Here is a 995-nt window from a genome sequence, read left to right on the forward strand (position 1 = left end):
ATCACCAGCCGCTACACCACTCCCTGGGACTTGACCGTGATCGTCGCCTCCCGAAGGAAGCGAGCACGCTGCTGCCTCCCCCACCCTTCCAACATCGCCTCCAGCAACGCCTGCGCCGGATCCAGAGCAACCACGTTGCTCGCAAGCACCGAGCGACCCGAGGCACGGAGATCATCCATGAGAGGGTTGTATCAGATGCAACTATCATGCATACAGTAGGCGCGCTTGACGATGTTGAGCGGGACCGCCTCGTTGACGAGGTTGAGCGCAGGTCAGCAGGCACGTCCGGCCACGGCCCCCGGGCTGATCCGGCCGTGGTCACCGCGGTAGACGATGCGTTGAGGCTGAACGGGTGCACGCTCGGTAATGGGTGTGAGACACGTCCCAAGAGCAAGCCCGTCTCACGCTCAACAGCAGGTCAGGCGTTCGGTGCCTGTCGGGAGGGCGCGAGGCGCGTGTAGCGCACGTAAACCACCGCACCTGGGATCGCAGCGAACCCGGCAGAGAACGCGAGATTGATCCCGACGTTGGTCATGTCTGTCGCGGTGAACTTCAGCAAGACCATGGCCAGGCCGGTCAAGAGCACAAAGAGCACGAGGGCAGCTGGGAGTGCCCGAGCGTTCTTGGATGCGGCCGAGTCCCCCTGCATGACGTACTGACCGAGTGCGAAGTCGATGAAGCCAACGAGGGCTCCTCCGATCGCCCCGGGCGGGATGATCATGACCAGAGAGAGGAAGAGCATCCCGACGTTGGCGACAAGGCTGTCACCGCCAGTGGCCAACGCGACGGGCACAAACGTCAGCAAGAGCAGGGCAGCAGGGATGGCCGCGCCGGCGACAGTCCACCACAGGACGGTTCTCATAACCTCGAGGCTAGAGCGTAGGGCGTGCCCACGCCGCCGTGCGCTGTGCGCTGCGGCGTCGGCACGCCCTATGCCCGTCAGATGCGGACGTTGAAGTGTTGCGCCCCGGGTTCAGTGGAGGCTCGGAACTGAC

At 64.2% G+C, this 995-nt stretch carries 1 protein-coding gene; it reads right to left on the minus strand.

Annotated elements, in window-relative coordinates:
• Window positions 1-418: 418 nt before the first annotated feature.
• Window positions 419-862, minus strand: a complete 444-nt coding sequence (locus GJV82_RS19190) for a hypothetical protein (RefSeq protein WP_155100330.1) — start codon at window positions 860-862, stop codon at window positions 419-421.
• Window positions 863-995 lie beyond the last annotated feature (133 nt).

The organism is Cellulosimicrobium composti, assembly GCF_009711085.1.
GTDB lineage: Bacteria > Actinomycetota > Actinomycetes > Actinomycetales > Cellulomonadaceae > Cellulosimicrobium > Cellulosimicrobium composti.

Bases quoted from the DNA above. Each gene is read 5' to 3' on its own strand.
- GJV82_RS19190 (WP_155100330.1), bottom strand. From the start codon at position 862: ATGAGAACCGTCCTGTGGTGGACTGTCGCCGGCGCGGCCATCCCTGCT.